Raw genomic sequence first — 14,012 nt, 5'->3', positions numbered from 1 at the left:
AGTTATGGGAGATAATATCTGTTTTAAGTTAAAATATCATTTTACGTTTGCGAACCAATAGCCAAATAACTATAGGAGCTCCAAAAATACTTGTTATGGCGTTAATGGGTAAAACACTTACCGAACCAGGTATTTGAGCGATGGTATCACATAATAACATTAAAATGGCTCCGCAGCAAAGCACCGCGGGAATTTGGATTTTATGATCGGCTGTATGGAATAATTGGCGTGTAACATGTGGTACCGCCAAACCTACAAAAGCAATTGGTCCTGCAAATGCGGTTATTGACCCTGCAAGTAGCCCCGTTGCTATAATAATAGTGTAGCGAGATTTTTGTAAACCGATACCTAAGCTTTTGGCATAATTTTCTCCAAGTAAAAAAGCATTTAAAGGTTTAATTGATAGTACGCTAAGAAGAATCCCCAATAATGTACATAATGCAACAATCAACAACTGCCCCCAAGATAAATCGCCTAAACTGCCAAAAGACCAAAAAATATATTGTTGTAATTTTTCGGCTTTGGTAAAATACGATAATACACTAACTATAGCAGCGGTTATACTACCGAACATGAGTCCGATAATCAATAAAGCCATAGTGTCTTTAACCTTTGCGGCAACTACTAAAACTAACGACAAAACCAAAAAACTGCCCAAACTAGATGCCAATGCTAAGGTTATATCATTAAAGGCGGATAAAGTAATTAATGAAGCACCCATAATTAATAATGCGGCACCTAAACTTGCTCCGGAACTTATACCAAGTACATAAGGTCCTGCTAATGGGTTTCTAAATAAGGTTTGCATTAGTAATCCGCTTAATGATAATCCACCACCAACCATTATTGCCGTTAGCGCTTTTGGTAATCGGTATTCCCAAATGATATAATAGTTAGAGGAGTTTTCCGAAACAGTTCCAAATAATATTTTAAGGCTGTCAATGAATGCAATATTGACAGAGCCTAGGCAAATATTTATACAAGCACAAAGCAGCAATACCAGCAGCAGTATGGTAAAACGAATGCGATATGTAGGCAAATTTGACAATTAAAGCAGTGGTTTAAAGAAATAGGGTATATAGTTGGGTAACAGACCAGGATGTAAAATATGAATTAAATCTTTTAATACAAGATCTGGTCTTTGTGGAGCTAATTCGTAATATAGTGTACCACCGGTTTCACCTTTAGTATTTGCGGTAGTGAACACTTTTTGTTGTTTAAAGGCATCAAACTGTGCATAATGATGACTGGCAGATTGCATTTCTTGGTAAGAACCAAATTGGGCTGGACCTATCCAGTATTCTGCATGTTGACCTTTCTCTAAAACACTTTCCCAGCTTAGCGAAAGGCTTCCTTTTTCGTTGGTATCTTTCCAAAGGTAATTCGCATTGGCATCACGTAGAAAATTTGCGGCCCAACTTTTGCCGCTGGGCAAATACCATATATCTTTATACATTGCGCCACTAATTACAGTTGGTTTTTTCTCCGCTTTAGAAGCTAATTTCTTGGCTTCAAGATATGCCTTCTCGATACGGTTAAAAATGATGTCCGCTTCTTCGGATTTATCGAAAAACGGAGCAAAAAACTTTATCCATTCCGCCTTTCCTAACGGAGTTTCTTCTACCCATTCACCATTGTATACCACAGGTATGTTGGCACGTTGAATGGTTTTGTATGTATTATTGCCATTATTGATTGAAAATCCAAAAATAAGGTCTGGTCGTAATGCTAGAACAGCTTCGGTATTTAAATCTTCATTGACTCCAAGCTCTATAATTTGTCCTGATGCTATTCGTTCTCTTGCCGCTTTTGAAGATATATATTTCGTATCTGGAAAACCGATAAGCCGATTTAAAACACCTAATTCCTCCAAAGCGGGAATGTGGGTCGTTGAGGTAACGACAACCTTTTCTACCGGTGTAGAGATAATGGCATCGTACTCATTTTTGTCTAAAGTTATGCTTGCTTGAATATCTTTCGGGATCAAAGCGTAGCTATAAGTAGTTTCTGCATTTACCCAGGGTGTCAGTACATTAATAACCGTAATTCCATTAGCTTTTTTTACAATACTAAAACCATTTGCATATTGTAAATGCACATTGCTGGTAGTAGTTTGTTTGGGAATTGCATTTTTTTCTTTCTGCTTGCATCCGCATAAAAAGAGAATGGAGGTACTAAAAAATAATCGTTTAAGCATGGTGGGTTTACATCTAGTTTTCAAATGTAGTATTATAAAAGTTTACTTAGAAAGATTAAACTAAATGTTTACTTTCGCCGTGAATTTTGGTTTTCATTGCCTTGGTAATGAAATTAAAAGGGAATCTGGTGAAAATCCGGAACTGTTCCCGCAACTGTAAGTTTATTTCAAACGATTTTATTGGCGAATAGAATCTGTTGGTTACTTCTTTTAGAAGGTGCTATTTACTGCAAAGCCACTTTGTGATCCAAACCGGTTTGGATATCATGGGAAGGCAAAATAGTATTAAACAAGTCAGGAGACCTGCCTGGTTCAAACAAACAATGTTAAACTTTCGGGATAAAAGTTTGCGTATGGGTACAGACATACTACGCTCCCGTTTATGAATTTAAACGAATGAAAAATTATTTTTTGTGGCCAACGGTCACTGTATTATTATGTGCAAAAGTAGGAGCACAGCAAGAGCAAGATTCTACTAAAACGCTACAATTAGATGAAGTAGTCGTAAGTGATTCGCGTTTTGAATTAAAGCGTGAAAATTCAGGAAAAACAGTGATTTCAATTTCTCAAGAAGAATTGAAACAGAACCAAGGTCGTTCAGTAGCTGAAATCATCAATACCAAAAGCGGAATTGAAATTAACGGATCCAGAAGTTTTGCCGGTCAAAATCTTTCTACGTTTGTAAGAGGTGGTAACAACCGCCAAGTTTTGGTAATTATTGATGGTATTCAGGTATCTGACCCTTCAGGAACCAGTGCAGAATATGATCTTCGTTTATTGAATACAGATCAAATTGAACGAATAGAAATTTTAAAAGGTGCTGCAAGTACATTATACGGTAATGCAGCGGCAACCGCAGTAATAAATATTTCGACAAAGAAAGCAAAAAAAGAAGGTCTAGCCTTGGATGTTATCTCTAGCTATGGTACAAACCAGACCGAAGCAGATCAGAATTATAATATTTCCGATATTTCGAACACGGTGAATTTGACCGCTAAATACGGAAAATTATCTATTTTGGCTTCCGGAGGACATCAAAATACAGATGGTTTATCAGCTGCTATAGGAACAGAATCAGATGAAGTTTCTAGAATAGATGGTAATTTTAAAGTGGGATATCAATTTTCTGAACGCTTTGATGTTAACGTATCTGCTTTTTATAATAAATTGAATAGCGATTACGATAATGGATTTCCGATAGAAGATGCAGATTTCTACTTTACCAGTGAACAGTCAAGATTTGGTTTAAGTTCTGCGTATAAGTATGAAAACGGAAGTATTAATGTAAATACGGCATTTAATCAAATTACGAGGGCTTTTGAATCTAGTTTTCCTGCTAGTTATGATTCACAATCATATGTGTTGGATGTTTTTAATAAATACACCTTTACAGAAAACTTTCATACGATAATAGGTGTAAATTATATAGATTATAAAACTTTGTTTTTTGAAGATTACAATTCAAATACGGTTGACCCTTATATAAATGCGGTCTATGTAGGTAAGCAGGGCATAAATGTAAATGCAGGTCTGCGATTAAACAACCATAGTGAATATGGCTCTAATTTTATCTATAATATAAATCCGTCTTACAGAATTAACATCAATAGTGGATACCTGAAGTTTATGGGTAGTTATGCTACATCCTACATTGCACCAAACTTATCGCAATTATACGGACCATTTGGTGCCAATCCAGAATTGGATCCAGAGGAAGATAGTACTATAGAGGGTGGTTTGGAGTTTAAATTATCTGATACTTTTATAATCAATGCTATTTACTTTAATAGAAAAGAAGACGACCGTATAGAATATGTAACTATTGATCCGGTTACTTTTGAAAGCCAGTACAGAAATGCAGCCGAAACGGCACATTTTGATGGAGTAGAAGTAGGGGTGCAGTCAGAACTGGCAAAAGGACTATCTTTTGATGCCAACTATACGTATACAAATTCTAAAGAAGGTTTGGCTTTAAGGGTGCCTAAGAGTAAAATCAATGCAACTTTAGGTTATGTAATAAAGGATAAAACTTATGTTGGATTGGCATATCAATTTGTATCGGATAGAACGGATACTGATTTTGCTACCTTTTCAGAAGTGACCTTAGATAGTTTTAGCTTAGCTAATTTGCAATTGAAACATGAGTTTTGCAGTACCTTATCGGCATTTTTAGCAGTCGATAATTTATTGAACGAAGAATATACAGAATTGGTTTCTTATACCACCAGGGGCAGAAATGTACGCTTAGGGTTTACCTTGAGTTTATAATAAAAAAAGGGACAGCGAATTCGCTGTCCCTTTTTTATTGTTTGATTCCTCAATTTTAGAATTCTAAATTGTAGACCGTATCATCAACCATTTTATCGCTCATTAAACTATACTCTTTAGAACTGCTAATAATTTCTACGGGATAATTTACCGTAAAGTCGCGTTTACCGGTAGCACCAGTAATAACCTCTATGGCTTTTGCTAATAAAGGCTCGTTTTCTTCACCGATAATACCAAGATTGCTATAATCTTCTTTAAGCTCATAATCTGGCTGTAAACCGCTTGTAAAGTCATAAAAACCATCTGCGTTTTCATTTCTACCAATTAAAGGTTGTATTGCCCATTGGTTGTCTGGGTTAATATTATTAACTCTTGAAGGTGTATATAAATATGAATTTTCCCGATCATCTACCAAAGTAGTGGAGAATTCATTTTTTCCCCTGGTAACGTCACCAATCTGTATAACATCGATATAAGGTTCAAGACTATTGATCAATAACTCACTAGCGGATGCGGAACTGGCTGAGGTAATCACGTATAATTTATCGAAGCCAAGAGAACTAATTGTTTCCCCGTCAATCTCATCGGCAAAATATACTTCTAATTGACTATCTGTAAATTGCTCTTGTAACTTATCATTATATCTCTTTCTTAGAAATAGATCGGAAGTGTTTGTACCATAGATCATGCTGGCCAATAACCTAGTAGTATTTACAGAGCCACCAGGGTTGTAGCGTAAATCCATAATTAAATTGGTAATTCCTGCAGCTTTTAAATCTTGAACGGCAGCATAAAGGTCGGCGTCATATTCATTGGTGAATTGGTTATACATAATATAGCCAATGTTCTCACCGCTAATGGTAAAAGATTTGGATAGAAACACAGGGTTTTCAGCAAGTCCTTCCTCTTTAGTTAACGTTACCTCTGCTTCGTTAGGCACAATGTTTCCATTTTCAAAATCTGCCATGTTCAAGGTATACGTATCGTTCTCACCAAAAAGTAAATCGATATAATTATCAATAGTCAACGTTTGTCCGTCAACACCGGTAAACAAATCTCCACGTTGAATATCAACTGTACTTGCATTTGAATTCGGGACAATATAGCGTACAAACCCAAAAATTTCATCACTATCTTGAAATTGAACAAGACCAAATTCCAATCCGTTACTTTTAGAAATACCGGCCAATGAATTGGTAAGTTCACGGTAGTCTTCATTATAGAAGCTAAATCGATCTTCAATATACTGTAATTTATTCTCAAAAAAAGACGCTGGGTCATCTTCAGAGTCAAGAAATGCGGTATAATCGGCACTGCCTTCTTCGGTATTAGCAAAGCGATCATCTGCCAGGTCATCAACATTAGCTTGCCAGAAATACCAAAAGTTCATTGCTTTCCACATGAAATCTTGTACTTCTACATCTGCCGATCCATCTGGATCAACCGTATTTGGCAACGATAGATCATCGTCTTTAGAGCAGGATAAAGCCAAAACAGCAATAAATAATAATATCTTCTTCATAACAGTGTAACTAAAATGTTTTGAATTTATTTCTTTTCAGTTACAGGAATTTTGGCAAGTGGTACACTATTGTTCAATAATAATGTAGTATTTCTTGGGTTATGTAACTTTGAACTTGAAACGATCTCAGCTGGTAATTCCACATCAAAATTTCTTTTGGCACCGTTACCGTTAATCTCTTGAATGGCTCTTGCAAGTAAAGGTTCATTTGCATCGCCTAATACACCTAAGTTGGTAACATCTTCAGGAAGTTCAATATCGGGTATTAATCCATCTACATAATCTGAAAAACCTGCACTGTTCTCAACTCTACTAATTATTGGTTGAAGTCCCCATTGTACATTAGGGTTTATATTGTCTACTCTATCCGCATCATATACATTACCACCTTCTGGATCATCAACAAATAATACCGAACCTTGGTTTTTACCAACCGTTGTACCACCAATGTGAACTACGTCAATGTAAGGTTCTAAACCGACCATCACCAATTCACTTGCAGAAGCCGAAGCCTCAGTAGCAATAATGTATACCTTACTTAAGTTTAATGTATTTAAAGCGGCACCAGAATTACCATCGGTAGTGCCCGTAGTACTTACAAAATAATTATCGGTTAAGCTACTATCAAATTCTGCCTGTAATTTTGCATTATATACTGTTCTATAAAGCAGATCGTTGGTATTGGTACCTTTAATTAAACTGGCTAGAACAGAAGCTGTAGATCCTCTACCACCTGGGTTGTAACGTAAATCAAGTACCAATTCATTTACACCTTGCGCAATGAAATCGGCAAAAACAGCATTCATGGCATCTTCAGATCCGGCAACGAATTGGTTGTACATTAAATAACCAATTTTTTTATCGCCCGAAGTAATTACCGTATTCACATGAATAGGGTCTTCTACAAGTCCCTCAAATTTTGTTAGGGTAACTTTTTTGTCACTAGGACTTATTCCGCCATCCACAATATCTGCCATATTGAGAGTGTAAGTGTCGTTATCACCAAAAAGTAACTCGATATAATTATCAATGTTCAATGTTTGACCATCAACCCCAATAAATAAATCACCTCTTTTAATGTCTTTACTTGAAGCGTCTGAATCTTTAACAACATATTCAACAAAACCAAATACGTCTTCGGTGCCAGAGATTAGACCAAGGCCAAACTGTAATCCATTACTTTTAGAGATACCGGCAGAACTATTTACCAAATCGGTATAATCATCACTATAAAAGGTAAATCTATCTTCAGAAAACAATAGGTCATTTTCTAAGAAAGCAACCGGGTCATCATTTTCTGCAAGATATTCTTCGTAAGCAGTCTGTGTATCAAAACGGTCATCGGCCAAGTCGGGCACATCTCCCTGCCAGAAGTAATAAAGGTTTAGGGTTTGCCAAAAGAAGTTTTGGACTTCAATATCAACTTCAACTGTTTCTTCTTCTACAGGATTTTCAATTTCTTCTTCTTCAACCACTGGGTCGTTATCATCATTGCTACAAGACATAGTAATAAGACCAAGGCAAAGGAGGGACAAGAAAAATTTTTTCATAGTAATTTTTAATTTTAATAAAGGTATACTGCTTTAACGAATTTATGAACTATCATAAACTATACCGAAAAAGACATTTTAGTAAGTACGTATATAATTAGTAATAGGATGTTAAATTTACTTACAAGTCAAAGAAATAAAAATTAATTGTAACAAAAATCGTTCAGTGTCGTCTTCTTTTTGTAAACCGATAAGAAAGGTTACAGACAGCCAAACCAAAATGAAACAAACAGAGTTTTTAAATACAGTATTACCGTTTAAGGATAAATTGTTCCGCATGGCCAAAAGGTTATTGGTGTCTACGGAAGAAGCTGAAGATGCAACGCAGGAGATTTTAATTAAGTTGTGGTCCAAGAAGAATATGATGGACAGTTATAATAATGTAGAGGCATTTGCCATGACCATGACCAAGAATTTTTGTTTGGACCGTTTGAAGTCTAAACAAGCCGGAAATTTAAAATTGGTGCATAGTAATTACACAGATTCTAGTACCTCTTTACAAGGTCAATTAGAGGCAAAAGATAGTATTGATTGGGTAGAACGGATAATGGCAGAATTACCTGAGCAGCAGAAAATGGTATTACAACTACGAGATGTAGAACAATATGAATATGATGAAATAGAAAAATTACTGGATATGAAACCTACGGCCATACGGGTAGCTTTGTCCAGGGCAAGAAAAACCGTAAGGGAAAAATTAATGGAAAAGCATAATTATGGAATTGCATAACATAGAAAAATTAATAGAAAAGTATTTTGAAGCTACCACCACGGTTGCCGAAGAAGAAACACTTAGAAAGTACTTTACAGAGGGTAACGTTGCTCCACATTTAGAACAGCATGCACCTTTGTTCAATTACTTTACAAAAGCAAAAGAAGAACGCTTTACAAAGCAGGTACCATTAAAACCTAGAAAAAATTATTTGAAATGGGCATCCGTTGCTGCGATAGCAATCTTTATGGTAGGGCTTTATTTTTATCAACCTACACCACCTCCTGTTACTTTGGCAGATGAGTATACACCAGAGGAAATTGAATCTGCAAAAGAGGCTTTGGCCTTATTGGCAATGAATTTTAATAAAGGTACAGAGCAACTGAACCATTTAGAAGAATTTGAAAAAACAACGAATAAATTTTTAACGAAAAATAATTAAAATGAAAAAGATACTAGTATTAGCACTTTTAGTGTTAGCTCCGGTAATTAGCACTGCCCAAGATATTTTTGAAAAATATGAGGATAATGATAAGGTAACCTTTGTTGCCATGCAACCAAAAATGTTTCAGATGTTGGGTAAAATGAGTGTTAGCTCAGATGATCCAGAAGCAAAAGAATTTTTTGAGCTAGTGAATTCAATTACCAGCTTTAAGGTAATTACCACTGAAGATGCGGCCATCTCAAAAGATGTAGATAGTTGGGTTACCAATAGGCTAAAGAGTTCTGCTTTTGAAGAATTGATGAGAGTAAGAGACGGTAGCTCTAATGTAAAGTTCTATGTTAAGGAAGGTAAAGACAGTGATCATGTAAAAGAACTTTTAATGTTCGTTACCGGTTTAAAGGATATGGATATAGATGTCAATGGTAAAAAATTGGAAACTGTTCTATTGTCCTTAACAGGGGACATCAATTTAAGGTCGGTATCAAAGTTGACCGACAAAATGGATCTGCCAGGTGGTGATCAATTAGGAAAAGCGGCCCAAAAGGGAAATTAAAGTAAAAATAAGCGTGTCGGTGATTAAAACGGCACGCTTACCATAAAAAAGAATAATTCATCAATCGCCAGAACCTCAATAGGGGAAGGTATTTAAAATCAATAATCATGAGAAAAGTAGCAGTAGTATTTTTAATGGCAATTTTACCCGCAATGGGTTTTTCACAATCTGTATTCGATAAATATGAAGATATGGATAATGTTGGGTCTGTAATAGTAAATAAGGGAATGATAGACCTTGTTTCTAAAATAGGTAGTATTAGCGACGATCCAGAGGCGCAAGAGTTTATGGAAATAGCTAGCGGATTAAAAAATGTAAAGGTATTTATGACGGAGGATAGTTCGGTATCTGCAGATATGTCTTCTACCGTTAAGAAATACTTGAAGTCTTCTAAGTTAGAAGAGTTGATGCGCGTAAAAGATAAAGATGTAAACGTAAAATTTTATGTTAGGGATGGTAAAAAGAAAGATCACGTATCAGAACTATTAATGTTCGTTAGCGGTTTGGAAAATGTTGAAGTGGGGCATAAAGGCAGAAAACTTGAAACTGTTCTAGTTAGCCTTACGGGCGATATAGATTTGAATAAAATAGGGACATTGACCAGTAAAATGGATTTACCCAAAGATTTGAACAAAGCATCGGGAAAATAATTGACTAAAGAAAAAGATCTTCCATGATAATGGAAGATCTTTTTGTAAAAAAGCAGAATATGAAAAACTTATATTGGATGACGGTCATGTTCATTACATTGGTCATATCATCATGTTCATCAGAACAAAGTTTACAAGAGTATTATATAGCAAACGCAGAGAATCCTAATTTTATGTCGTTTGATTTGCCTTCAAGCCTATTAAATTTAGATCAGGCAGAATTAAGTGCAGCTGAAAAAGAAGCTGCGTCGTCGGTAAAGAAACTGAATATATTGGCATTTCCTAAAAAACCTGAAAACGAAGCTGATTATTTAGTTCAAAAAAACACGATTAAATCCATTCTTAAAGGATCGGATTATAGTGAACTTATGAAAATGAATACTCCGTATGGCAAAGCGACCTTACAATTAAAGGAAGATGGTGACACCATTGATGAAGTTATTATCTATGGAGATAACGATGAAAAAGGACTCGTTTTGGTTCGTGTATTAGGGGATGATATGAACCCGGCAAGTTTTGTAAAACTAATACAGGCAATGGAAAAATCTAATTTTGATGGTAAAGGACTCGAAGAACTTGGCGATTTAATTAAAAGTTAAGAATATATTTTATTTGTCTTAAATACAGCCCGTTACAGTAATGTAACGGGTTTTTTATTTGCCCTTCGTGTGCTTTAACATTATTTTTAATGTGACCATTTAAGAATATTGGTGTCATAATAAATGAGAACAATTAAATAACAACCTAACAAACATTAAAAAAATGAAAGACGCAGAAATTTGGATGGATAAAGGAATTGATTTTATAGTACTCTATGGTCCAAAAATTATTGGAGCTATAATTATTTATATTATTGGTTCATGGATTATAAAAAAATTAATAAATGTTGCTAATAAGGGTATGACCAAGCAACAATACGATGAGTCGCTGAAAAGGTTTTTGTTGAATTTAGCAAAATGGGCACTTACAGTATTTCTTATTTTAACGGTCGTATCTACATTAGGTGTTGAGACTACAAGTTTTGCTGCGGTGATTGCAGCAGCCGGTTTGGCAATTGGTCTGGCATTACAGGGTTCACTGTCCAATTTCGCGGGTGGTGTATTATTGATCATCTTTAAGCCTTATAAAATTGGAGACTTAATTGAAGCGCAAGGTGTACTTGGTAGTGTAAAGGAAATTGAGATTTTTACGACCAAATTGGTTACACCAGAGAACAAGTTGGCTATAGTACCTAATGGTGCAATGGCAAATGGAAACATCGTTAATTATACTGCTGAAGGTAAAATTAGGGTAGACACTACAGTTGGTGTAGATTACGGATCTGATTTACAGAAAACAAAAGAAGTATTGTTGGCAATGTTAAAGGCAAATCCACAAGTATTACAAGATCCTGCTCCATCAGTTAACGTATCTGAATTGGCAGATAGTTCGGTGAATTTAGCTGTGCGTCCTTTCTGTAAGCCAGAAGATTATTGGGATGTTTACTTCGCAACTATTGAGGGAACTAAGAAAGCTCTAGATAGTGCAGGTATTGAAATTCCTTACCCACATGAAGTTCAAATAAATAAATAATTTAGTCTAGTTAGTTAATAAAAAGCCCGTTGAACTTGCTCAACGGGTTTTTTTATAATCGAGTTTTTAAAGCTCTGAGGATTATCTCGAAATTTTAGATCAAAATTTACGATGGTATCTTCACCTTATCACAAAGGGTTCTATTCTTTAACAATCTGTAAATTATTTTTTGCGAAGTCCAAAGTTCTAATTGGGAACGGAATGTTGATATCGCGTTCATCAAAGTGTTTCTTGATAATTTTAATGGCTTTATGTCTTGCAGCATGTTCTTGTTTTACGTTAACACAATCTGCCCAAAAACGCACCATAAAGTTTATGGAACTGTCACCGAACTCTGTAAAAAAGAATTCTACATCTTCACCATCATTTTGCTTAAAATTATCGGCAATAACTTTTACCGTTAAATCTTCTACCATTTGAAGGTCACTTTCATAGCCTACACCACAGTTAACAAATATTCTATTTCTGTTGTTCATAGAGTAATTGGTAAAAGAACTATCTATAAACTTTGAATTAGGTATCACAACCACATTGTTGTCCGGCTTCTTAATTATGATATTTCTTAAACTAATCTCCGTTACAAAGCCAGAAACACCATCAGCTGTAATAAAGTCGTTTATTTTTAGCTGTGGCATAAATGAAAGTATGAGACCGCCAAAGGTATTACTCAATGTGCCTTGCAAAGCTAGACCAATGGCAAGACCTACAACCCCGGCACCTGCTAAAATGCTGGTTAATACTTTATCTAGGTCCAAAACGCCAAGGGCTATAAAAAATCCTATTAAAATAATGGATACAAATACCACCTTTGCGATTATTTCTTGAATGGATACTTGAGATATTTTTCTTAAAATAGTTCTTTTAAGCAATTTGCGTATTCCTCTTGCCAGAAAATAAAATAGAAACATCACCAATATCGCCATAGCGAAATTCGGTAATTTTAAGATGATCGATTCAAGCCAACCATCTAATTTATCCCATAGATTACTTACTGATTCTTCAACTGAGAAATTTGTTTGCATACAATTTTAGATTTGTGTTCAAATGGAATATATATGATAAGAAGCACATTCTAAAATGCATATCGCCCAAAATGGGCGATATGAAGTATATGGACTAAAGAAAATTTTTAATGCATTAAAACAGCCTTAAATTCCAGTATAATTACTAGGTGAAATTTGCTTTAATTCGTTTTTGATGTCATCTGAAACTTCTAAGGTATCTATAAAGTTGGCTATTGAATCCTTGTTAATCTTTTCATTGGTACGTGTAAGACCTTTTAGCGCTTCATAAGGGTTCGGGTAACTTTCACGTCTTAATATCGTTTGGATAGCCTCGGCTACAACTGCCCAATTATTCTCTAAATCTTGTTCAAATTTCTCTTTATTCAAAAGTAATTTGTTCAAGCCTTTTAAGGTAGATTGAAAAGCGATAAGTGTATGGGCAAAAGGTACGCCTACATTTCTAAGAACAGTACTATCGGTTAAATCTCTTTGTAATCTAGAAACCGGAAGCTTAGCTGCCAAGTGTTCAAAAAGGGCATTGGCAATACCAAGGTTTCCTTCAGAATTTTCAAAATCTATAGGGTTTACTTTATGTGGCATGGCAGATGAACCCACTTCGCCTGCTTTGATTTTTTGTTTGAAATAGTCCATGGAAACATAGGTCCAAAAATCGCGATCTAAATCTAAAATAATGGTATTTATACGTTTTAAGGTATCGAACAAAGCAGCCATATGATCATAATGCTCTATTTGGGTGGTAGGAAACGAATGTTGAAGTCCTAATTTCTCTTGAACGAATTTTTGACCAAATGCTTTCCAATCAATGGCAGGATATGCTACTAAATGTGCATTAAAATTACCAGTTGCACCTCCAAATTTGGCAGCACTAGGTATATCGTTAAGCAAATTAAACTGCTCTTTTAGACGGGTTACAAAAACCATAATTTCTTTTCCTAAGCGAGTAGGAGAGGCAGGTTGACCATGGGTTCTTGCAAGCATAGGTATATCTGACCATTCTTTGGTCAATTCTTCCAATTTTTCAAGTACTTCTAAATATTGAGGAACATACACATTGTTCATAGCTTCCTTAATGGAAAGAGGAATAGCTGTGTTGTTTATGTCTTGTGAAGTTAATCCAAAATGTATAAACTCCTTAAATTCTGAAATGTTCAAAGCATCGAATGCCTTTTTTATAAAGTATTCAACAGCTTTTACATCGTGATTAGTTGTTCTCTCAATTTCTTTAATTTCTTGGGCATCGGCAGTAGAAAAATCTGTGTATATTTTTCTAAGTGTTTCAAACTTCGATGAGTCAAAAGAAGAAAGTTGTGGTAATGGAATTTCGCATAAAGCAATAAAATACTCTATTTCAACTCTTACCCTATATTTTATCAACGCTTCTTCTGAAAAATAAGCAGATAATGAATTGGTTTTTGAACTATAACGGCCGTCAATTGGAGATATGGCACTTAATGCATTGAGAGACATAAACAATGGTTAAATTAATAAGGGGCAAATATACCTATTCGAGTTAAAGTT

At 35.1% G+C, this 14,012-nt stretch carries 13 protein-coding genes and 1 riboswitch; of the genes, 7 read left to right on the top strand and 6 right to left on the bottom strand.

The genetic code is table 11. From position 1 onward, the window contains the following. Positions 1-28 precede the first annotated feature (28 nt). Positions 29-1,048 carry a FecCD family ABC transporter permease gene (locus EXIGUO8A_RS18240; RefSeq protein WP_201304138.1) on the bottom strand — a complete coding sequence of 340 codons (1,020 nt, stop codon included), beginning with the start codon at positions 1,046-1,048 and terminating at the stop codon, positions 29-31. Beyond that, positions 1,049-2,221 (bottom strand): ABC transporter substrate-binding protein, encoded by a 1,173-nt coding sequence (locus EXIGUO8A_RS18235; RefSeq protein WP_317164616.1) that lies wholly within the window; start codon positions 2,219-2,221, stop codon positions 1,049-1,051. Between the two features lie 46 nt (positions 2,222-2,267). Next, positions 2,268-2,522: riboswitch (cobalamin riboswitch) on the top strand. Between the two features lie 71 nt (positions 2,523-2,593). Here EXIGUO8A_RS18235 and EXIGUO8A_RS18230 point away from each other — a divergent pair. Then, positions 2,594-4,465: a TonB-dependent receptor plug domain-containing protein gene (locus tag EXIGUO8A_RS18230; RefSeq protein ID WP_159304273.1), complete on the top strand. Its 1,872-nt coding sequence runs from the start codon at positions 2,594-2,596 to the stop codon at positions 4,463-4,465. Positions 4,466-4,520: 55 nt separating this feature from the next. On the opposite strand, the gene EXIGUO8A_RS18225 is transcribed toward EXIGUO8A_RS18230, so the two are convergent. Then, entirely contained in the window at positions 4,521-5,987 is a 1,467-nt protein-coding gene (locus EXIGUO8A_RS18225) for a S41 family peptidase (protein ID WP_159304272.1), read from the bottom strand. Positions 5,988-6,013: 26 nt separating this feature from the next. Beyond that, positions 6,014-7,537 carry a S41 family peptidase gene (locus EXIGUO8A_RS18220; protein ID WP_159304271.1) on the bottom strand — a complete coding sequence of 508 codons (1,524 nt, stop codon included), beginning with the start codon at positions 7,535-7,537 and terminating at the stop codon, positions 6,014-6,016. Positions 7,538-7,757: 220 nt separating this feature from the next. On the opposite strand from EXIGUO8A_RS18220, the gene EXIGUO8A_RS18215 reads away from it, so the two are divergent. The 6 genes from EXIGUO8A_RS18215 to EXIGUO8A_RS18190 all read left to right on the top strand — a co-directional run bounded on the left by EXIGUO8A_RS18215 (position 7,758) and on the right by EXIGUO8A_RS18190 (position 11,469). Then, a complete protein-coding gene (locus EXIGUO8A_RS18215; protein ID WP_116769323.1) occupies positions 7,758-8,267 on the top strand; it encodes an RNA polymerase sigma factor in 510 nt (169 codons plus the stop codon). Continuing rightward, on the top strand, positions 8,254-8,691 hold the full coding sequence (locus EXIGUO8A_RS18210) for a hypothetical protein (protein WP_116769322.1): 438 nt from the start codon (positions 8,254-8,256) through the stop codon (positions 8,689-8,691). Before EXIGUO8A_RS18215 ends, EXIGUO8A_RS18210 begins: the two co-directional genes overlap by 14 nt. Position 8,692: 1 nt before the next feature. After that, positions 8,693-9,247, top strand: a complete 555-nt coding sequence (locus EXIGUO8A_RS18205; RefSeq protein ID WP_116769321.1) for a DUF4252 domain-containing protein — start codon at positions 8,693-8,695, stop codon at positions 9,245-9,247. 107 nt (positions 9,248-9,354) lie between these two features. After that, positions 9,355-9,897 (top strand): DUF4252 domain-containing protein, encoded by a 543-nt coding sequence (locus EXIGUO8A_RS18200; protein WP_116769320.1) that lies wholly within the window; start codon positions 9,355-9,357, stop codon positions 9,895-9,897. Between the two features lie 59 nt (positions 9,898-9,956). Further along, the gene (locus tag EXIGUO8A_RS18195; protein WP_116770131.1) at positions 9,957-10,496 is read left to right on the top strand and encodes a DUF4252 domain-containing protein; all 540 of its coding nucleotides are present in this window, start codon (positions 9,957-9,959) and stop codon (positions 10,494-10,496) included. A gap of 163 nt (positions 10,497-10,659) precedes the next feature. Beyond that, a complete protein-coding gene (locus EXIGUO8A_RS18190) occupies positions 10,660-11,469 on the top strand; it encodes a mechanosensitive ion channel family protein (protein ID WP_159304270.1) in 810 nt (269 codons plus the stop codon). 140 nt (positions 11,470-11,609) lie between these two features. Here EXIGUO8A_RS18190 and EXIGUO8A_RS18185 read toward each other — a convergent pair whose 3' ends face one another. Further along, positions 11,610-12,491, bottom strand: coding sequence for a mechanosensitive ion channel family protein (locus EXIGUO8A_RS18185; RefSeq protein ID WP_159304269.1), 882 nt, complete (start codon positions 12,489-12,491; stop codon positions 11,610-11,612). A gap of 126 nt (positions 12,492-12,617) precedes the next feature. Next, positions 12,618-13,961 carry an adenylosuccinate lyase gene (purB, locus tag EXIGUO8A_RS18180; RefSeq protein ID WP_159304268.1) on the bottom strand — a complete coding sequence of 448 codons (1,344 nt, stop codon included), beginning with the start codon at positions 13,959-13,961 and terminating at the stop codon, positions 12,618-12,620. Between the last annotated feature and the right edge of the window lie 51 nt (positions 13,962-14,012).

Origin of the sequence: Maribacter litoralis (assembly GCF_902506355.1) — a bacterium.
Classification (GTDB): domain Bacteria; phylum Bacteroidota; class Bacteroidia; order Flavobacteriales; family Flavobacteriaceae; genus Maribacter; species Maribacter litoralis.
Note: the sequence above shows the minus strand (reverse complement) of the source record. Positions and strands in the feature narration are given on the sequence as shown.